This is a genomic window from Halobacillus sp. B23F22_5, from assembly GCF_043497085.1.
Taxonomy (GTDB): Bacteria; Bacillota; Bacilli; order Bacillales; family Halobacillaceae; genus Thalassobacillus.
The window spans coordinates 409,406-430,003 of record NZ_JBIEKI010000001.1 but is presented as its reverse complement, the minus strand read 5'-3'; the positions used below and the strand labels follow the sequence as shown (position 1 = coordinate 430,003).

Annotated in this window: 17 protein-coding genes; 9 read left to right on the top strand and 8 right to left on the bottom strand. The window is 42.7% G+C overall.

Features of this window, described 5'->3' with window-relative positions; genetic code table 11:
* Positions 1 to 160: 160 nt before the first annotated feature.
* Together ACGTN9_RS02045 and ACGTN9_RS02040 are read left to right on the top strand one after the other, a co-directional pair.
* Positions 161 to 1,771 carry an ABC transporter permease gene (locus ACGTN9_RS02045; protein WP_499590506.1) on the top strand — a complete coding sequence of 537 codons (1,611 nt, stop codon included), beginning with the start codon at positions 161 to 163 and terminating at the stop codon, positions 1,769 to 1,771.
* A gap of 1 nt (position 1,772) precedes the next feature.
* Positions 1,773 to 2,492, top strand: a complete 720-nt coding sequence (locus ACGTN9_RS02040; RefSeq protein ID WP_499590032.1) for an ABC transporter ATP-binding protein — start codon at positions 1,773 to 1,775, stop codon at positions 2,490 to 2,492.
* A 728-nt stretch (positions 2,493 to 3,220) separates the two neighbouring features.
* Here ACGTN9_RS02040 and ACGTN9_RS02035 read toward each other — a convergent pair.
* The 3 genes from ACGTN9_RS02035 to ACGTN9_RS02025 are packed head-to-tail and all read right to left on the bottom strand — an operon-like array spanning position 3,221 to position 5,794.
* Positions 3,221 to 3,736, bottom strand: a complete 516-nt coding sequence (locus tag ACGTN9_RS02035) for an acyl-CoA thioesterase (protein WP_499590030.1) — start codon at positions 3,734 to 3,736, stop codon at positions 3,221 to 3,223.
* A 13-nt stretch (positions 3,737 to 3,749) separates the two neighbouring features.
* Positions 3,750 to 5,102 (bottom strand): sensor histidine kinase, encoded by a 1,353-nt coding sequence (locus ACGTN9_RS02030; RefSeq protein ID WP_499590028.1) that lies wholly within the window; start codon positions 5,100 to 5,102, stop codon positions 3,750 to 3,752.
* Complete coding sequence (locus ACGTN9_RS02025; protein WP_499590026.1) at positions 5,099 to 5,794, bottom strand: response regulator transcription factor; 696 nt, start codon at positions 5,792 to 5,794, stop codon at positions 5,099 to 5,101. Before ACGTN9_RS02025 ends, ACGTN9_RS02030 begins: the two co-directional genes overlap by 4 nt.
* A 181-nt stretch (positions 5,795 to 5,975) precedes the next feature.
* Here ACGTN9_RS02025 and ACGTN9_RS02020 point away from each other — a divergent pair, with 181 nt between their 5' ends.
* A complete protein-coding gene (locus ACGTN9_RS02020) occupies positions 5,976 to 7,121 on the top strand; it encodes a S1C family serine protease (protein ID WP_499590024.1) in 1,146 nt (381 codons plus the stop codon).
* 672 nt (positions 7,122 to 7,793) lie between these two features.
* Here the strand turns inward: ACGTN9_RS02020 and cls are convergent.
* From cls to ACGTN9_RS02000, 4 genes are all read right to left on the bottom strand, one after another.
* Positions 7,794 to 9,245, bottom strand: a complete 1,452-nt coding sequence (gene cls / locus ACGTN9_RS02015; protein WP_499590022.1) for a cardiolipin synthase — start codon at positions 9,243 to 9,245, stop codon at positions 7,794 to 7,796.
* Between the two features lie 140 nt (positions 9,246 to 9,385).
* Positions 9,386 to 9,928, bottom strand: a complete 543-nt coding sequence (locus tag ACGTN9_RS02010; RefSeq protein WP_499590020.1) for a transcription repressor NadR — start codon at positions 9,926 to 9,928, stop codon at positions 9,386 to 9,388.
* 83 nt (positions 9,929 to 10,011) lie between these two features.
* Positions 10,012 to 10,836, bottom strand: a complete 825-nt coding sequence (locus ACGTN9_RS02005) for a PRD domain-containing protein (RefSeq protein ID WP_499590018.1) — start codon at positions 10,834 to 10,836, stop codon at positions 10,012 to 10,014.
* Between the two features lie 26 nt (positions 10,837 to 10,862).
* Complete coding sequence (locus tag ACGTN9_RS02000) at positions 10,863 to 11,357, bottom strand: PTS sugar transporter subunit IIA (protein WP_499590016.1); 495 nt, start codon at positions 11,355 to 11,357, stop codon at positions 10,863 to 10,865.
* 272 nt (positions 11,358 to 11,629) lie between these two features.
* On the opposite strand from ACGTN9_RS02000, the gene ACGTN9_RS01995 reads away from it, so the two are divergent.
* From ACGTN9_RS01995 to opp4C, 5 genes are read left to right on the top strand one after another with little or no spacing between them, the layout of a single operon-like run.
* Positions 11,630 to 12,658: an ABC transporter ATP-binding protein gene (locus ACGTN9_RS01995; RefSeq protein ID WP_499590014.1), complete on the top strand. Its 1,029-nt coding sequence runs from the start codon at positions 11,630 to 11,632 to the stop codon at positions 12,656 to 12,658.
* Entirely contained in the window at positions 12,655 to 13,680 is a 1,026-nt protein-coding gene (locus ACGTN9_RS01990; RefSeq protein WP_499590012.1) for an ABC transporter ATP-binding protein, read from the top strand. The genes ACGTN9_RS01995 and ACGTN9_RS01990 overlap by 4 nt, the downstream gene beginning before the upstream one ends.
* 37 nt (positions 13,681 to 13,717) lie before the next feature.
* The gene (gene opp4A / locus ACGTN9_RS01985; RefSeq protein WP_499590010.1) at positions 13,718 to 15,451 is read left to right on the top strand and encodes an oligopeptide ABC transporter substrate-binding protein; all 1,734 of its coding nucleotides are present in this window, start codon (positions 13,718 to 13,720) and stop codon (positions 15,449 to 15,451) included.
* Between the two features lie 38 nt (positions 15,452 to 15,489).
* A complete protein-coding gene (gene opp4B, locus ACGTN9_RS01980; RefSeq protein ID WP_499590008.1) occupies positions 15,490 to 16,455 on the top strand; it encodes an oligopeptide ABC transporter permease in 966 nt (321 codons plus the stop codon).
* Positions 16,456 to 16,466: 11 nt separating this feature from the next.
* On the top strand, positions 16,467 to 17,375 hold the full coding sequence (gene opp4C, locus ACGTN9_RS01975; protein ID WP_499590006.1) for an oligopeptide ABC transporter permease: 909 nt from the start codon (positions 16,467 to 16,469) through the stop codon (positions 17,373 to 17,375).
* An 83-nt stretch (positions 17,376 to 17,458) separates the two neighbouring features.
* On the opposite strand, the gene megL is transcribed toward opp4C, so the two are convergent.
* Positions 17,459 to 18,667, bottom strand: a complete 1,209-nt coding sequence (megL, locus tag ACGTN9_RS01970; RefSeq protein WP_499590004.1) for a methionine gamma-lyase — start codon at positions 18,665 to 18,667, stop codon at positions 17,459 to 17,461.
* Between the two features lie 171 nt (positions 18,668 to 18,838).
* On the opposite strand from megL, the gene ACGTN9_RS01965 reads away from it, so the two are divergent.
* Entirely contained in the window at positions 18,839 to 20,416 is a 1,578-nt protein-coding gene (locus ACGTN9_RS01965; protein WP_499590002.1) for an FAD-dependent oxidoreductase, read from the top strand.
* The last annotated feature ends 182 nt before the right edge of the window (positions 20,417 to 20,598 follow it).

Here is a 20,598-nt window from a genome sequence, read left to right as displayed (position 1 = left end):
TTCCATTGAGAACTGTTATCATTAATAGTGACCTTACTTCATAAATCAGTAAGTATAAACATTTATATTTATTGATTTATGAAGTAAACCCTATACGTCGTATGTCGCCGCCTAAAAGGAAGTGTCCGATTTGAAGTTTTATCGAAAGCTCCCAGGTTATATGAATATATGGACCGTATTGAGTATGATCATCGTCCTTCTCATTCTGCTGCCTAATTTGACGATACTGATCAACTTTTTCACCCAAACTACCGAGAACTGGGAGCATATCAAAGAATATATTTTACCTTTACTTTTGAAAAACACTTCTATCATTATAGTGTTTACAGGCATTCTGACTATCCTGATTGGCACAAGTCTGGCATGGCTGGTATCCGCTTACGATTTTCCCTGGAAGGGATTTTTCAAATGGGGACTGATTCTGCCATTGGCGATCCCTCCCTATATAGCAGCTTATACGTATAATGGAATGTTAAATTACACAGGGACGATCCAGACGATTCTTCGAAATGAATATGACATAAGGGTAAATCAACAGTATTTTGACATTATGAATCTACCTGGTTCCATTTTTATTTTTACTTTATTTTTATTTCCCTATGTATATACGATTACCCGGGCATTTCTCGCCAATCAATCTTCATCCTTGATAGAAAATGCACGATTACTTGGCAGAAATGCATTTGAGATATTCTTCCGGGTAGTCCTCCCTATTTCACGGGGTGCTATCATCGGCGGAGTGAGTCTAGTATTACTGGAAGTTCTGAACGATTATGGCGTGGTCAAATATTTCGGGGTACCTACTTTCAGTACCGCCATCTTCCAAACGTGGTTCAGTATGGGAGATTTGAATGCGGCTATCAAACTATCAGCCACACTTATGTTCATCGTGTTTGCTATATTAATCATTGAAAAGGTATTAAGGGGCCGTAAGAAATACAGTTATACCACAGCCAAAGTCAAACCGCTGACACCGATTAAATTGACCGGCTGGAAGGGTTGGACCGTTTTCGGCTATAGCTTACTCATATTCAGCCTCGGGTTTTTGATTCCTTTCCTCCAGCTTCTGGATTGGATGTTCCTGACGTTTGAAAAAATCGCAAGTCCTGTCTTTATCAACTTGATAACCAATTCCTTGCTGGTAGCATTTATCGGCTCATTTATGATCGTTACATTTGCAGTTATCATCGCTAACTTCACCAGGATGCACAAAAGCTGGCTTTCTAAATCAGCATCCCGGATCACAATATTGGGATACTCGATACCAGGAGCTGTCATAGCAGTTGGAATCAGTGCTGTGTTCATTGATATTGATAACCTGTTATTCACTTTTTATGAATCTGTCGGTATGGAAGCAACCTTATTTTTAAGTACCAGCTTGTTCATGTTAATATCTGCCTATGTCATCCGATTTTTGGCAGTCGGTTATAATTCGATCGAATCAGGTTTTGATAAAATAGGAAACAAGTTCACAGAAGCTTCCCGGATGCTCGGGATGGGAATGACTAAAACATTCTTCAAAGTTGACCTCCGATTGATCAAAGGGGCAATCTTCAGCGGGTTTATCCTGGCATTTATTGATATTTTAAAAGAATTACCGCTCACCTTGATTTTAAGACCATTCAATTTTGATACATTATCGACGAAGGCATTCCAATACGCCAGTGATGAACAAATTCATGAGGCATCATTGGCATCGCTTATCATCATTGTTATCAGCGGGATTGCGATTTACATTTTCCATCAAGTTATAGAAAAGGAGCCGAATTGATATGTATATCCAAATTAAAGACCTATGTTTCTCTTATACGAACAAAGGTGATAAAACCATTGATAACTTTTGTCTTGACATTGAACAAGGAGAAATCATCTCAATCCTTGGCGAAAGCGGCAGTGGTAAAAGTACCGTACTCCGTCTGCTAAGCGGCTTAGAAACACCAACGAACGGAACAATTAAAATTGGTGGAAAAGTAGTCACAGATGATCGCACCTTCATCTTGCCAGAGAAACGGGGAATCGGCATGGTATTCCAGGATTATGCTCTTTTCCCTCATATGACAGTGGCAGAAAATATCCAGTTTGGTCTTAAAGGGTTTACCCGTAGTGAGAAGAAACAACGTGTGGATGAAGTGCTTGAACTTGTTAACATGGAAAAATTCAAGAAACGTTATCCCCATGAATTGAGTGGAGGGCAGCAGCAGCGGATTGCTCTGGCAAGAGCACTTGCTCCAAAACCATCTCTATTATTATTAGATGAGCCGTTCAGTAATTTGGATGCCGACCTGCAGATCAAAATCAGGGAAGAATTGAAACAAATCATTAAAAAAACAGGGATTACTTCCATTTTTGTCACCCATGACCGGGAGGACTCCCGTGCCATTGCCGACCGTATTATCACAATGCGTGACGGAGCCGCTCATGACTGGGAATCTCTTTGTACTGTAAGAAATAACACGAATACCTATGACTATGAGATGGAAATCATGTCGTAAAAATGATAAAAACCAGATGCGTTGCTGTCGCATCTGGTTTTCTTTCTTTTTGTCTCTGTTAAACGCTCCTGTAGATTTTCATAATAGGTTTATTCAACTATTGGGCCGTATTATGGAAGACTCAGTTTCAAGGTTCTTTACCATAAAACCGTTAGGGGTGGCTTGGAAACTACTCGCTTTCCTGCGGGGGATCTGGCGAGCTTCCTCGGGCTATCGCCCTGTGGGATCTCGCCTAACTCCTTCTCCTGCGGGAGTCTCGCAGTTTCCCAACCAACCCATCCGAAGGATGAGAGAAACGAACCCCTGCCATAAATGAAGATGTCTTCCATAAGCCATATAAACCTATGATGCATGTTATAAGCACATTTTCATGAGTAGCTCTCCCTATGCTTGAAGGAAGGCATACCGAAGTTTCCGTTTTGCTCACTTAACGCAAGGAGGTCCGGGAAATTGCGAGACTCCTCGAAAATGCTACGCATTTCCTTCGTGCGGTGTTTATTCAAGAAGCTCATTCAAAGTCCTATGGGAGTAAAGTAGATGGTGAGATCCCGGAAGGCGAAGCCTGAGGAAGCTCACCGTACGCCCATGGAAAGCGAGTGATTTCCCGGACCTCCAGAGGCTTTCAACTTTAACGGAAACAGTTTCTCTCGAAACTGAGTCTTCAAGTAAAGGGAGCTTTAACTGTAAAGTCAACACTGTGAGTTATCGCATCCTTTAATAAAGGAATTTTATTCTTTCCATGGGAAGGCTGTGCCAAATTTATTGGCTAGTTCTTTAGATTCTTTGCTTCGTTTCTTTCTTTGAGCATGACGATCAGGTGCACCTTCGTGCAACCATTTTTCTTCATCTGATTCCGGGCGTACAGGAGGAACCGGTGTAGGCCGGTTATTTTCATCAACGGCTACCATCGAGACAAAGGCAGTGGTGCAAACTTTCCGTTCACCACTCAATAAATTTTCAGTTATTGCCTTTACGAATACTTCCATCGATGTATTATGGGTCCATGTCACATAGCTGACGAGACAGATGGTGTCCCCTTCAAAGACGGGTTCCAAAAAGTCAACAGAGTCAATGGAGGCTGTCACCACTGGCTTTCGGCAATGACGCGTTGCGGATATTGCTGCCACATCATCGATGTAAGCCATTAATTTTCCTCCAAATAATGTCCCGTGGCTATTCGTATCCGGAGGAAGGACGTGTGAGTTCTTTACTGTCAATGAATCAATACATGCTTTCGTTTCCATTACAATCTCTCCTTTAGTGGTCATGTGGTATTGTCGGCTTTGGAAGAAGAATTTTAAAGGTTGCCCCTTTGGCATCCTCATTATTTTGAGCGATGACCTTTCCTCCACTACGTTCAATGATCGCTCTTGAGATAGCTAACCCAAGCCCAGTTTCTCCTTCCTTTCCTTTGATAAAACGTTCAAATAATTGAGGGAGAATTTCTTCAGAAATACCGTTGCCATCGTCCTTGATTGCAATCATGATATAATCTGTCGTTTGCCTGGTATTTATTCGCACATGCGATTCAGCATGACGAATACCATTTGCAATTATATTCACCAGGGCTTGCATTACTTTTTCTGGATCTACATATAGGTTGTACGATACTGTCTGTTCATAATCAAGCTCTATTCCCTTTTCTCTCGCGAGCGGGTACAGCCCTTCTTTGGCTTGTTCAATCAATTCATCAATATCAATATTTTCCGGGTGATAGACATTTTCATCACTATCCAGTTTAGCCAATAAAATCATTTCGTTAACAATTTTCTTCAATCTTTCCGTTTCCTTGATCATGACAGACAATCCTTTATCTGCCGCCTCCCCTTCGAACACTCCATCACGGATTCCTTCAGCATAACCCTGAATCGACATCAACGGTGTTTTCAATTCATGGGAAGCGTTTTGGAAAAACTGTTTCTGGGTGCGGATGTAATTCTCTAACTCAGCAGCCATGGTTCGGACACTATGTTCGACCTCTTCTATTTCTCCACTCGCTTTCACCGGTTTTAGTTCCTGGAATTTACGGTGCTCAATCTTCTTAAGTTCTGTTTTCAACCGGATTAACGGTGTCACTAGTCTGCGGTTCATAAAATGACTGATGGCAACCGCCAGCAGCAAGCCAATGAACAATACGAAGATCATACGCCACGCAAACATCGTTTGGACAGCCTGTAAGTCTCTCAACGGCGTAGCTAATACTAAGATGACACCGTCTGCCTGAGGGGTAAAGGCGATATCGTAGACGACAAAGTCTTGTCCCTGGCTTTCCCAGAGATCTTCCTCATGCAAAGTCTCGTCATATTGACTTGCCCAGGCAGCAGCAGTTTCTGGTGGTAAAGTAGAAAACAGGATCTCCCGCTTGCTACGGTCGAACATCAATACACGGAATTCACTATCCCTTAAAAGCTGGGATAATTGATTCACTTTTAGAGGGCTATCCTCTTCGTTCAGTAACTCTATCAACAATTCCCCTCTACCTTCCAGCTGCCGCTTTTCATCTTCAATCAGCATATTAAGAATCAGGGAATAAAGGATAAAAGCAGTAATCGACATGACTATGATAATTAATGTTGTGAAGGCAACATTCAGTTGATGGAGCAGCTTCATGACTCCGCGCCATCTTCTCTAAGCCGGTATCCATATCCCCAGACCGTTTCTAAAGGAATGTTAACCAGCTTTTTTCTTAAACGTTTTACAAGATCATCTACAGCACGGTCACTGCCGAAATAATCTTCACCCCAGATTTGTATCAATAATTCCTCTCGAGAAAAAGCACGATTGGGATTTTGGGCAAGCAACTTCAGCATATCGAACTCTTTAGCGGTAACTTCCACCTCTTCCCCACTCCAAAAAGCCCGACGTTCATCCATGTAAAGGGTCAAGCCTTCCACTTGAAGGGTTTCCTTATCAGATGGAAAAGCGGCTTTATTCATCGCTTCCCAACGGGTCAGCTGCCGTTTTACTCTGGCTACCAATTCCCGTGGGCTGAAGGGCTTGGTCAAATAATCGTCTCCTCCGAGTTCCAGCCCTAATATCCGGTCGATCTCCTCATCTTTAGCAGAAATAATGATGATGGGGACTTGTGAGCTTTGCCGCACCTGTTTACAAAATTCATACCCATCCATCCCTGGCAGCATGATATCGAGTACCCATAGATCAGGTGGAGCCTGTTGGAATAATTCCCAGGCTGCTTCTGCAGATTCCATCTCGTTCACATGGTAGCCATCTTTCTCCAAATAAGCTTTGACGATATCACGGATATTCGGGTCATCTTCAACAATTCCAATTGTTTGTTTCATGTTAAAGCCTCCTTCCCAACCTGTCTGCTTCTATTTTTACCCTAATTGATTGGGTGTAGTTCCTCTTCTTTCTCATTTTACACATTTATTCCACATTTTCTCCAATCTCGTGCCAAACCTGAAACGTAAACTAAGAATTGTCCAGGTTAGGAAATATCATTTTAAAAGGGGACCTGTTTATATGACTACAGAGCAACAACCGCAAAAGCGCACAAAAAAACGCGCTTATTTTGCTTATGGAGTTTTCGGAGCAATAGCAGCTATTTTTCTCGTTACAACTATCTTTCAATGGAAAGGCATTTCCGTTAACATCAATACAGAAAATCCGACAGCCCAAGCCAATGAGTTGAATATCGGGAAAGAAAAAGAACCCGTCACCCAGGCTATTGAAAAAGCCGGCGGAGCTGTTGTCGGAATCTCTAATATAAAACAAAGCAGTCCAATGTCACAAAAATCCGGTACAGGTTCAGGGGTCATCTATAAAAAAGAAGATGGTAAAGCCTATATCGTCACCAATCATCACGTAGTTGAGGGTGCGAGTCAACTGGAAGTGATTTTGAATGACGGTACAAAAATTGAAGCAGAACTTGAAGGAAGCGACCCATTGACTGACCTTGCCGTTTTAAAAATAGATGATCAACACGTCAAGCAGGTTGCCGAATTAGGTAAGGCCGAAGACGTAGAGGTAGGGCAAACAGCCATCGCCATCGGCAACCCGCTTGGTATGGAATTCGCCGGGTCAGCCACGAAGGGTATCATCAGTGGATTGAACCGTAACATTCCGGTCGATATCAACAAAGACGGCCAACAAGACTGGCAGACAGAAGTTATTCAGACAGATGCTGCCATCAACCCTGGTAATAGCGGTGGCGCACTCATTAATCTTCAAGGCGAGGTAATCGGGATCAACACGATGAAAATCGCCAAAAATGAAGTAGAGGGATTAGGCTTTTCCATTCCTATGGATGTGGCGAAGCCGGTCATTGAGGATTTGGAGACCAACGGTGAAGTGAAACGTCCTTATATGGGAGTTTCCTTACAGGATGTGCGGCAAATACCTGCTAATATCCTCACCGACCAATTGAATCTCCCTCCAGACGTTCAGCATGGTGTCATTGTCGGTGGTGTCAAGACCGGGTCACCTGCAGCAAAAGCCGGACTTGAACAGAACGACATCATCACGGAAATCGAGGGAAATAAAATTGAATCCCTGGTAGACTTGCGTAAATATCTTTATAAAGAAGCTGAAAAAGGCCAGGAAGTAGAATTGACAGTCTACCGGAATGGTGAACAAATTAAAACCAATTTAGAATTGTCAGCTCAGTAACACAGTGTGAAACAACCTCCCCCCCTAAATATATAAAAAAGCCTGCACCTTGATTGCCAGAAAGGTGCAGGCTTTTTTAATGGTATGAAACATGTATTCCGGTACATTCAACATTTTTTCTAATGCAAAATCTTCTATTATAGGGCCGAAAAGTCGAAGACTTGATTTCGAGATATTGTAAGAGGGGAAGGAGCGTAGGGGAACGAGTCGCTTTCCACGGGAGTTCGCTGAGCCTCCTCGAGCTGACGCTCTGTGGGGTCTCACCTGGAACTCTTTTCCCGTAGGAGTCTCCCCGTTCCCCTAAGCCCCTTGCCACAAAAGATTATCGAAATTGCCCATGAATGTCCTTATCTATTTTTTTGAGTGTAATCCTATCACAATCACCTATTGATCGTACTTTCTGGTTCAAAAAGCACACTATTCTTGATAGGCGTTTCGAGAATCTCACAATCATATGGTGGCAGGGAAAACGGTGAGACTCCTCGAAAATGCTACGCATTTTACTTCGTGCGGTGTTTATTCAGGAAGCTTATTCAAAGTCCTGTGGGATGAACATGGGCGGTGAGATCCCGCAAGGCGAAGCCTGAGGAAGCTCACCACATGCCCACGGAAAGCGATCCGTTTTCCCAGCCACCATAATTGCTACCTAAAGCCTCGAAACTGAGTCTTTAATTAAAGGATTGGTGATAACAATCTGGCGATGGATTCTTTGAAACGTATCCACTTCGATCGGTGTTTATAAAGTTGAACGGTCAACTGGGTAGAATCAGTGATATCATCCAGGAAACTATCCTCCAGCTCTTTTGCTAAATCCGGGTGGTACAGGAACGCGTTTACCTCGAAATTTAACCTGAAACTCCGCACATCAATGTTTGCAGTTCCGACAGATGCAATCTTTCCATCAACCACAATGGTTTTGGCATGTAAAAAGCCTTTCTGGTAAATATAAATCTTCGCCCCGGCCTCTAATAAATCTCCGACATTCGAATAGGTCGCCCAATATACAAAGGGATGATCAGGCATCCGTGGAATCATCACCCTGACATCCACACCAGACAGGGATGCTATTCGTACAGCATCTAAGAGACTGTCATCCGGAATAAAGTATGGTGTCTGGATATAAACGGAATCTTTTGCTGAGAGGATCATTTTAATATAGCCATGCTTTATTTGTTCCCATTCCGAATCCGGACCACTGGACACGATTTGCATAGCGACATCACCTTTAGGCTCAGCCTGGTAATACCGGTCTTCATAACTGATATCCTGCCTCGAAGCATGATTCCAATCAAGAATGAAACGGGTCTGCATGTTATGCACAGCGCCGCCTTCTACTCTCAAGTGTGTATCCCGCCAATAACCGAACCTCTTGTTGAAGCCTAGGTATTCGTCTCCGATATTAAATCCGCCGATATATCCGATTTTGCCATCAATAATTGCAAGTTTCCGGTGATTTCTGTAATTGATTTTCATATTCAACTTAGGTATCAAAGCAGGAAAGAAAGCCTCTACTTCAACGCCAGCCTTTTTAAGCCTTCTGACGAACTTTCTGCTTAATGTTCTTGAGCCCATGTCATCATATAACACACGCACTTTAACGCCTTGTTTGGCTTTTTTGATGAGAGCTTCTGATAATCGCTGCCCAAGCTGGTCATCCCGTATGATGTAATAAAGCAGGTGGATATGTTCCTTCGCATTTTCAATATCCTCAATCAAAGCATGAAATTTTTCTTGCCCGTCAGTAAATATTTCAATATGGTTATCTTTCGTTAATAGAGCGTCGTTATTTTTCAAGTGTAAGTAAAATAAGTCTTCAAAAGTTTCAAGTTCCGTATGATCCAATTTTAATGTATCTTGTTCAATCGAGCGAAGCTGATCCTGAACTGCCGCTAACAGCCCAAGCCTGTTCTTTTTATCCCAAGTGAATATCTCTTTTTTACTCAGCCTTCTTCCAAAAATTAAATAAAGTAAAAACCCACCGACAGGAATGAATAATAATACCATTAACCACGCCCAGGTAGCGCTCGCATCCCGTCGTTCTAAGAAGATGATGGCAAATGCCAGTAAAACGTTGATTACAATCGTAACACTGAATAAGTAAGGGGCCATTTCAAAGTCCAGCATCTACCTCACCCTTCCTTGACTAAAAAAATAGCACTGCCTAAAATATAGCATATTTATCTACATTCGAAAAAAATCGAAGGAAGAGACATGCCCTGTTTGCATACCTCTTCCTTATCCTATTCATTATGGCTGTATTTGCCTCAAGATTTTAATAAGATGCCTTCTTTTTTCAATGCTTCTACCGCTTCGTCCAACGCTTCTTCACTTTCTGCTGCTACCGTATGCATATGAATGCCATCAGTCAATTCTGACAGGAACGATGCTTTTGTTTCCCTGATATTATCTAAGAACTTCTGTACGTCCCTGCGATTCCAAACCAAAACGGAAGCGGTTAAGTCACCATAGACCGGGTGTTCCACCGTTACATCTTTAATGAATACCCCATGATCAACCAGGATAGTCAATTCTTTTTCCGTTTGCTCCGGCGTATGCTTTACAGCGATTGTGCGTTCAACCGGAGGTGCATCTATACTGTCCGTCATATAGATATATCCCTGACTTGTCGCTACAATCGGTTCATTCTTAGCTTTCAATAATGAAACATCTCCGACAATTACTTGTCGTGACACTTCCATCTCCGCAGCCAGTTCGCTTCCCGTAATCGGTTTTTCACTGTTTTTAAGCAGTAGCAGAATTTCCTCCCGCCGCTCGGAAGCTTTCGGTTTTTTTTGATCTTTGACCATACTCTCTCTTCCTTTCCTGTCCGGTTATCTTATACTTATTTTATCATAAACATTCACTGGGACAGGAATTGCAACAAGGAAGTCTAAGCTTTGGCTGCCCGGTGGATATGCAGGGTTAAATAACCGATTTCCGAGGAAGGGAAATGAATATCACATTTCTCTGACAGATACGTAGTCATATCTACGGCACACTGGTAAGCTTTTTGGTATTTTTCCTGGATCATGACTAACATGTTTTTGTCCACCATGTTAAATTCTGATTGTTCTCTCGTTCTTTGTATCGCACGGTTCAAATGGGTCACTAAATGCTGATAGGCAACATTATTTTTGGATAAAACTTTCTTATAATATTTCTCTATCTTCCAAACAAGGTCACGAATGATAGCCACTTGTTTTACGGATTCACCGGTGCCCTCATGCATCCATCTTCCACTATGAATGAAAATGGCGATATGCCCGGCCTCTTCTTCTGCCAATTCACGATCAAACCTCTCTTTAATCGTGCGTAATGCCCATAACCCAACTTGATATTCTTTTGCATACAATATACTTATCTCTTCTATCAAGCCATTTTGAATCGTTACATGCTTAGGTGGATCGTTTAATAGAAAAGATAGGTGATCTGCTAATTCTAAATGAACAGAATCACTCAACTTCGTCTGTAAATAATCTTCTGCATGCGTGATGATATCTTCTGTCAAGCGAATGATCTTTTGCGGTACCATACTAAGAAACTCCTCATACTGTCCCATATCTCCATTCATATCAATTACTTTGTCAATTTCATTATCATAGATCGGGTCTCCTTTTCTTTTATCTGCAGCAATTCCTTTTCCTATTACAAATTTTTTCTGGTCTTTAATCGAAGTAATGACGATATCCTCATTAAGCACTCGCTCTATCCTCAATCCGGTCATCTCCCTCTCACGATAGCCTACTTTGTTTGTATGGTCATAATTGGTGTTTCTCCACGAACAGCTTTCTCTATGGTGTGGTGATCCATCTTGTCAGCGACTTCATTGTAATTAGTAATGATTATTGGAGTTATCGTACTCTTTGCTCTTTCCTTCACAAGGTCCATGTCAAACGTGATCAACTTGTCCCCGGTTTTCACTTTATCTCCTGCCTTCACGTATCCTTCAAATCCTTCCCCTTCCATGCTGACGGTTTCCAAGCCAATATGAATCAGGACTTCGACCCCAGATTTCGTCTTTATTCCAACAGCATGATTGGTATGAAAAATTTGAACAATCTCGCCATCCACAGGACTTACTACTGTTCCATCGGTCGGCTCGATTGCCACTCCTTCGCCCATCATCCGTTCGGCAAAAACTGGATCAGGAACCTCACTAAGGTCGACTACTTTCCCTTCGACAGGGGCAATAACTTTCACTTCACCACTGTCTTTTTTAAATAGATTTTTAAACATCGGTTTCATCCTCTCTTAATTTCTAAAATGAAAATCAATAACAAAATCAAGGATCGAATATAAAATCCGCTCATGAACTTCTTAAATATATATCTTTTATTACCCGATAAAAGTAACAATCATTCCCCTCAATTAAAATCAAAATTTATTATTATAAATATTTTTCAATTTTTGTAAAGTAATTGTAAAAAAGGATTGACGTTCCAAATTTATTTGGATATGATGTTACACAAATAGTGATAATTTACTGAAAATTTAAACAGGGGTGTATTATGAATAACTTTACAGATTTTCAGTCCCAACCGCCTTTGCTGGAAGTAAACAACCTGGAGACCGCTTTTGAAATTGACGGAGAATGGCATAATGCCGTAGATAATGTCAGTTTCCAGGTGAAACCCAAACAGGTAATTGGCGTGGTAGGCGAGTCTGGCTGCGGAAAAAGCGTGATGTCTTTATCTATCATGAAGCTTTTGCCAAAAGGTATCGGAAAGATTCGCAACGGAGAAATAAAATTCAACGGTAAAAACATGGAAAATCTAAATGATAAAGAAATGAATAAAGTACGCGGTAAAGATATCGCAATGATCTTCCAGGAGCCAATGACTTCTCTGAACCCAGTGTTCACAATCGGTTTTCAGTTATCAGAAGCCTTACATAATCATTTTAATATTTCGAAACAGGATGCTCGTAAAAAGGTTATCCATCTACTTGATAAAGTTGGAATTTCCCGCCCTGAAAAGGTTGTAGATGAATACCCTCATCAACTATCCGGGGGGATGCGCCAGCGTGTCATGATCGCCATGGCAATTGCCTGTGAACCAAAATTGCTGATAGCCGACGAGCCTACCACTGCTTTGGATGTTACCGTCCAGGCTCAAATCCTCGAATTACTGCAGGAACTTCAAACAACAAATGACATGTCAATCATCTTAATCACACACGACCTCGGTGTCGTAGCCGAAAGCTGCCATGAAGTTATCGTAATGTATGCAGGTGAAGTAGTAGAGCAGACGGATGTGGTCACTTTATTTGAAAGCCCGAAGCATCCCTATACGCAACTTTTGATGCAATCTATTCCACGTATGGATCAGGAGGAAGAAGTTCTGGCTTCGATCGAAGGTATTGTCCCTTCCCTGAAAAATATGCCGAGACAGGGGTGCAAGTTCGTAGATCGTTGTCCAAAAGCGATGGATGAGTGTCGAAGCATCACCCCACAATTAAAAGAAAGCAGCCCCGGCCATGGCGTGAAGTGTCTCCTTTATGAGTCAAGCTGGGAGCAGGAAGGGATGAAAGCCAAATGAGTAACGTCGTAGATATTCAACATAAGGAACAGTCTCCTCCCCTCCCTTCCAACCATGAAACCTTATTAGAAGTAAAAGACTTAAAAACTTACTACCCAGTGAAAGGCGGCTTCTTCCGACGAACAGTCGGACATGTCAAAGCTGTTGATGGGGTTAGTTTCACATTAAAAAAAGGGGAAACGCTCGGGCTTGTGGGAGAGTCCGGCTGCGGTAAATCTACCGCTGGTCGTACCATTTTAAAGCTGTTGAAACCTACCGGGGGCAGTATTGTGTTTGATGGTGAAGATATTACGAAAATCCGAGGTGGCCGGCTAAGAGAACGCAGAAAAGATTTCCAGATGGTCTTCCAGGATCCCTATGCCTCTCTGAACCCAATGCAAATGGTCGGCGATATCGTATCAGAGCCAATCAAAAACTATTATCCCAGGAAAAAGGCGAAAGAAATCAAACAGGAAGTAATGGAATTACTGAACCGGGTCGGATTGCCTGAAGATGCTTACCATAAGTATGCGCATGAATTTTCGGGTGGTCAGCGTCAGCGGATCGGCATCGCCCGGGCACTTGCCCTCAAGCCGAAACTGATCATAGCGGACGAGCCAGTTTCCGCACTTGATGTATCCGTGCAATCCCAGGTGTTGAACTTGCTGAATGAACTTCAAGATGATTTCAACTTGACCTACCTCTTTATTGCCCATGACCTCAGTGTCGTCAAGCACATGAGTGACAAGATCGGCATCATGTACCTCGGTCATATCGTAGAAATCGCAGATAAGAAGTCTATTTATGAAGAACCGCTTCACCCATATACGCAAGCATTAATTTCTGCCGTTCCTGAACCAAATCCCAAAAAGAAAAAGGAACGAATCGTGCTCGAGGGAGACGTACCAAGTCCTGAAAATCCTCCATCTGGATGTCCTTTCCATACAAGGTGCCCGGTGGCTGTGGATAAATGTTCCACCATCAAACCAGAATTGAAGGAGGTGAAACCAGGACGCCAGGTCGCGTGCATTCTGGTTGATTGATCTGATTCATTCATTAACTATTACAGGGGGTAACCACATGCAAAAGAAGAAATCTTTTTATTGGCTGGCAGCTATGCTAATGATCATGTCTTTGTTTATGGCTGCTTGTAGCAATGGCGAGGATGAAGCTGGAGCAGCAGAAGATGACAAAAAAGAAACAGAAGGCAATGAAGGCGGCGAAGAAGCAGCTCAAGAAGGCGGAACGATCGTCTACGCTCTTGATGCAGCACCTGAAGGCCTGTTCCACTGGAACTGGTATGGCATCCAAACGGACGCGGAAGTTCTTGATTTATTTGATGACGGCTTGATTGAATATGATGAAGAATTAAAACCTGTTCCTAATATTGCAAGCTGGGAAACTGAAGATAATAAAGTCTTTACCTTCAAATTCCAAGAAGGTGTCAAGTGGCACAATGGTGATGAGCTGACTGTCCATGATTGGGTATTCTCTTTAGAAACTCTTGCTCATCCAGATTATGAAGGTCCTCGCTACACAAACGTCCAAACTGTTGAAGGTGCAGAAGCTTTCCGTAACGGAGAAGCGGATTCCATTTCTGGCCTTGAAGTAATCAATGACTATGAAATTAAAATCACTTTTGATAAAGCACGCGTCAACAACCTCTTGAACCTTTGGACTTATCCAATGAACCGTACAGCATTCGAAGGCATCGAAGTCGCTGATATGCAAGGATCTGATCCAGTACGCCGTACACCAATCGGTACTGGTCCGTTCAAAGTCAACAAAGTAGTATCTGGTGAATCTGTCGAGCTTGTAGCCAATGAAGACTACTGGCAAGGCAAGCCTAAGCTGGATAAAATCATCATTAAAGTAGTTGACAGTACAGCCGTTACAGGCGCTCTGCAAAACGGAGATATCGATGTCGTAAGTGTACATCCAACCATCGGTAAAGATGTGGAAGCGATGGAAAATGTTGATTTAGTAACCGCTCCTGGCCTTTCTTATTACTATGTCGGATTCAAGCTTGGTAAATTTGATAATGAAAAGAAAGAAGTCGTCGAGCAAAAAGAAAAGTATGCGGATAAAAAGCTTCGACAAGCAATGATGCATTCCATCAACCGTGAAGAATGGATTGAAGCTTTCTTCGGAGGGTATGGCGATGTTGTTAACCGCCCAGTACCTACCGCTCACTGGATTGCAGCTGACAACGATGATTTGAACACCTATCCGTATGACCCTGAAAAAGCAAAAGAAATCCTTGATGAAGCTGGCTATGTTGATACAAATGGTGATGGTTTCCGTGAAGATCCTAACGGGGATGAGTTTGTCGTCAACTTCTCTCACTATGCAACTGGAAACCCGACATTTGAATCCCGTGCCAAAGCCCTTACCCAATATTGGGAAGAGGTTGGCTTGAAATCAACACTTGAAATGATCGAAGTCAACCAGTATTACGACATGGTTGAAAAAGATAACGAAAATATGGAAGCCTTCTTTGGCGGTTGGGGCTATGGTGCCGATCCAGACCCATCCGGTCTATGGAAATCAGATCAGCTGTGGAACTACCCTCGCTGGGTAAATGAAGAAAGCGATCAGCTTTTGGAAGATGCGCTTGACGTGGAAGTCGTGGGAACAGACGAAGCAAAACGTAAAGAGCTTTACGTCAAATGGCAGCAAATCGTTAATGAGGAGCTTCCTATGCTATTCATTACCGAACTGCAGGAAATTTATGGTATGAACAAGCGCGTAGGCGGTTTGACGTTAGACGTCTCCGGTTTTAACAGTGCACACGAATGGTTTGTGACAGAATAAGCCACTGGCCAAACTGAAAAAAGATAAGGAGCATACTCATGTTAAAGTATACTTTACGTAGAATCTTAGGCATGATCCCGATGCTTCTCCTGATATCCATTGTAGTGTTTTCCCTGGCATTATCTATGCCAGGGGATCCCTTCGGTGGAGAAATTGATCCTAATAATACTGACCCTCAATATATTGAGGAAATGAGAGAAAAAGCAGGACTTAACGATCCGGTTCATGTACAGTATGGCAGATGGATTTCTAATTTTATGCAGGGAGACTTCGGTGAATCAACACGCTATAAAATGCCGGTTGCTGAACTTATCGGTGAACGTATGCCGAACACGCTTTTTCTAGGTATCACCTCACTAGTCATTACATATATTCTCGCATTCGTTATGGGCATGTACGCTGGCCGGAAGCCTTACACGACGGCTGATAATTTAATTGGCGGTGTCAATTACCTCGGCTTGGCCATCCCCTCTTACATTGCGGGTGTTTTTGCAATTTATTTCTTTTCCTTTAAATTGGGCTGGTTCCCTTTCAGTGGATCAGTCGATATAACGCTGCAGGATGGGTCGTTTGAATACTATCTAAGCAGGCTCCACCATGTATTTTTACCGGCAATTGTATTAGGTGCTCTTGGTACAGCCAGTTATACCCAGTTCTTACGAAATGACATCATTGAGAGCAGCCGGAAAGATTACGTCCGGACTGCCCGCGCCAAGGGTACTCCGGAAACTAAAATTTACAACAAACATATTCTCAGGAACTCGATAATTCCATTAATTACTTTCTTAGGTTTTGACATCGTCACTTTGATCAGTGGTGCAATCATTACAGAAGCGATATTCACCTACCCGGGTATCGGCCAGCTTTTTCTGGATTCTATCAACAACCGTGATTACCCTGTAATGATGACATTGACCATGATGTTCTCGTTCCTCGTTTTATTTGGGAACATGATCGCTGACCTGTTGTATGGAATTGTCGATCCAAGAATTCGTGTAGACTAGGAGGGCTGAACATGGCAGAAGTAATCAATGATACATCCCTTACTAAAATCAAGGCTCAAAAGTCAATGTCACCATGGGCAGTCGCAAGAAGAAAGTTTCTCCGAAACAAACTGGCTATGATAAGTCTATTCTTTTTGATGACCGTCTCTATCCTTTCTTTTCTGGCACCCTACATCACTACTGCCGATATCACAAGAGTAAACATCGGCTCCATGTCTTTGACACCATCGTCCGAGCATTGGTTCGGAACAGATAAAAGCGGCCGTGATGTATTCACCAGGCTGCTGTACGGCGGACGAGTATCTTTGCTTGTCGGTATCTCCTGTACCTTACTGATCATTACATTCGGAACTTTAATCGGTGCATTGGCAGGATTTTTTGGCGGCATTGTCGATTCCTTACTCATGCGTTTCACTGATTTCATTTTGAACTTTCCCTTGCTAGTATTCGTTATCGTCCTGAACGCTGTATTCTTCGGGAAGCTCGGTGGTGTTTCAGTGCTGATCGCAGTAATCAGTGTTCTCGGATGGGGCGGGGTCGCACGTCTTGTCCGAAGTAAAATACTGTCTGAGAAAGAGAATGAATATATTCTCGCAGCCATCTCGATCGGTTCCAGACCTGCTAAGGTAATCATGAAGCACCTGCTTCCAAACGTATTGTCTACCATCATTGTACAGGCAACACTTACCTTTGCAGCGATGATTGTGGTTGAATCCGGTTTGAGTTACCTTGGATTCGGCGTACCTGCAGAGACACCCAGCTGGGGCAATATGCTGTCTGCATCACGAGAACCTGATGTGCTGCAAAACATGCCATGGATTTGGATTCCTCCAGCCTTAACTTTGGTCATTACCATACTTTCCATTAACTTTATCGGAGAAGGTATCAAAGATGCCCTTAATCCAAAATCACTTCGTTAATATAAAAAAGCAGGAACCAAATCGGTTCCTGCTTTTTTTGAAGACAGATATCACCCGCTTTCTCAGGGACAAATGTTGTTTTTTTAATTATTAATTTTTTCTTTTACAGCTGGTAATTTACTTAATGCCTGCTCCAGGTCAGACCAAATGTCTTCCCATGCTTCCAATCCGACAGAAAGACGTATCATTTGATCAGTAATCCCCATTTTCATCCTTTCCCCTTCTGGCACAACCGCATGGGTCATTGTAGCCGGGTGCTGGATCAGACTCTCTGCGTCCCCAAGACTTACTGCAATCTGTATGAAAGATAACTGGTTCAGTAACTCTTGGGCATTCTCTTTACTTCCTTCGATTTCAAAAGAGATAAGCCCTCCTCCCTGCTTCATTTGCTTTTCCTTGATGGAATAGTCAGGATGGTTCGTATCACCTGGAAAGTAGACCCGTTTAATCCCAGGATGTTTCTCCATCTCTTTGAATATTCTTTCTGCATTAGAGGAATGGCGATCCATCCTCACTGGCAGCGTTTTCAATCCTCTAAGCAGTAGCCAGGCATCAAAAGGTGACATTACTCCACCGATATCCTTTTGAGTCGTCATCGCTACTTCACTTAAAAATTCCTTTTTTGCCACAACAAGGCCAGCGACGACATCGCCATGCCCACAGATATATTTAGTGGCACTATGAATCACGATATCGCAGCCAAGTTCTAGCGGTCGCTGTAAATACGGAGTGGAGAACGTATTATCTACGACAACTGGTATATTATATTCTTTTGCGATACGGGAAATCATCTCTAAATCCAATAAGCGCATCGTTGGATTGATCGGTGTTTCAATATAAATGCAGGCAGTGTTCGGTTGAATTCTACTTCGCACCTCATCTTCTGTCTCCATTAAACTGAAATCACTTGTGATATTATATTTCTCTTCCATCATACTCAATAATCCAAATGTACAACCGTATAACCCTTGTGAGCAGAGAATATGGTCTTCTGCTTTTGTCAATGCCACCAGCACAGCTGATACAGCGGCCATCCCTGACCCAAACGCAAGTCCCATTTCCCCGCCTTCCAGCTCAGCGATTTTTTCTTCGAGCGCACGGACAGTTGGATTACCTAAACGAGAATATATATAACCTTCTTCCTCCCCTGCAAACCTTCTCTCTCCTTGTTCCGCAGAATCAAAAGTGAAGGTAGATGTTTGGAAAATCGGCGTGGATAGACTTCCTAAGTGTTGTTTAGAATCGTACCCAGCATGGATGACTGATGTTTCAAATCGTTTGGACTTGTTCATTTATTTTTCTCCCCTTTTTGAAAAATCTCCCTCTTCTTTTATCATATGGCAAAAACGCTCTTATTGAAAGCGTTTACAATAAACTTATTTGATTTCTTTCCATCGCTTTTCACATGAAAAATAAACAGTTGGTAAACCTAACTAGAAATGAAATCAATAGGAGGATTTCTTATGAAAGAATCGAGAAAATGGGAACAACCTGAACCCTTATGGCGTGAAGATACGGAACTCAAGAAATTCGATTCCCTTGAAAAAGATGGCAGTGCTGAAGTTGTCATTGTGGGGGGCGGAATTACAGGTATTACTACAGCTTACCTGCTGGCCAAAGAAGGTCGTGATGTAGCTCTACTTGAGGGCAGTAAGTTATTGAATGGTACAACCGGACATACAACAGCCAAAATCACCGCCCAGCATGATTTGATTTATTATGAATTGATGCAGCACTTTGGTAAAGAGGGAGCCCTTGCCTATTACAAAGCTAATGATGAAGCGCTCCGTTTTATCCGGGGTACTGTAAAACAGAACCAAATAGACTGCAACCTGCAAACCGAAGATGCCTGTATCTACTCTACTACCGATAACTATACAAGAAAGCTGGACAAAGAGTATCAAGCCTATCAGGAATTAGGAATTCCTTGCGAGTATAAGAATGATATCCCTATCGACGTTGATGTGCAAAAAGCATTGTATATGAAGGACCAGTCTCATTTCCATCCACTGAAATATCTATCCTTTTTATTAGATGAATTTATTAAAAACGGTGGTAAAGTTTATGAAAATACGGTAGCGGTCGATGTGGAAAGGGATCCTGAGTTACGTGTGGTGACTAAAGAAGGCCACCGGGTTTCATGTGATCACATCGTTTCCTGCTCCCACTTCCCTTTTTATGATGGAACAGGATTCTATTTTGCCCGCATGCATGCTGAGCGATCTTATGTAGTAGCTATCCAGCCAGAGCAGGAGTATGCCGGGGGGATGTATTTGTCTGTCGACCAGCCTGTCCGCTCAGTCAGGAAAGCTTCTTACGAGGGGGAAGAAGTCTTACTGATCGGCGGTGAAAGCCACCGTACCGGTGAAGGTGTTGATACCGATTTCCATTACAGGGCGCTGGAAAAATTTGCCTCGGAGACATTCGGCATCAAAAAGAAGCTTTTCCAATGGTCCGCTCAGGATTTGTATACCCTGGATAAAGTACCATACATTGGACAAATAACGAAGAATAAGGACCATATTTATGTAGCGACCGGCTATAAAAAATGGGGAATGACCTCAGGCACAGCAGCGGCTTTACTATTACGGGACCAGATTACCGGTAAGAAAAACCCTTATAGTGAATTATTCCGCCCGTCCCGCTTCCAGGCAGACCCAAGCTTGAAGAAATTCATTACGAACAACCTTAATGTTGCCAGCCATCTTATGGAAGGAAAATCGGAAATGCTTGGCCACAGCCATGAAGCTCTTAAAAAAGGAGAAGGCGGTGTTATTCAATACAATGGCAAGCGTGCCGGGGCCTATAAAGATAAAGACGGGCAGGTATACCTTGTCGATACCACCTGTACGCACATGGGCTGTGAAGTCGAATGGAACAGCGGCGAACACAGCTGGGACTGTCCATGTCACGGCTCTCGCTTCTCCGTTGAAGGGGACGTCATGGAAGGTCCGGCTAAACAGCCATTGAAGCGCTTATCCATAGACGAGAATACCCAAGAAAACAATCAGCAGGAAAAAGATATGCCAGAGCCAGTGTAATGAAGCAGCCAGCCAGAATCCTTAAGATAAAACAGGATTCTGGCTATAGTTTTGTCGGTGTTTAGGTGACGAAACGTGCATAAGTAAGAAAATACCTGCCTTAAGGGAGATAGAATCAAAATATGAGTGACAATTTTGAGGGAAAAAGAGACACTTCAGAAATTTTATGAGAGTTTTTTCCA